The following is a 345-nucleotide window of genomic DNA, read 5'->3' on the forward strand; positions in this document are numbered from 1 at the left end:
CACTATCAAATTGACAGTTTATTTAAGAATACCTTGCCGCATATTTATTAACTCCTTGTCTAATACTGAATCTAATTATATTCCTTAACCCTTTATTTGTCAAGCCTATATTTAAAGAACATAATAGAAAACTGTTCTGACAGATTTAGAGTATGTGATATTTTACACAATAATATCAAGCAATATGAAAGATACTAAAGTCAAGCGAAAGAAAAAATGTTATGGATTATTTGAAAACGGCAGATGAAATTGTTGATGTCTATTTTGTCACATATATAGAGTCTTGTGATAAGAATAATAATTCACATTCTACATCTTGGAGAAATAGATATATAGGTCAAGACG

The sequence above is a fragment of the Coprococcus sp. TM115-187 genome, from assembly GCF_027679115.1.
Taxonomy (GTDB): Bacteria; Bacillota; Clostridia; order Lachnospirales; family Lachnospiraceae; genus Allocoprococcus; species Allocoprococcus comes.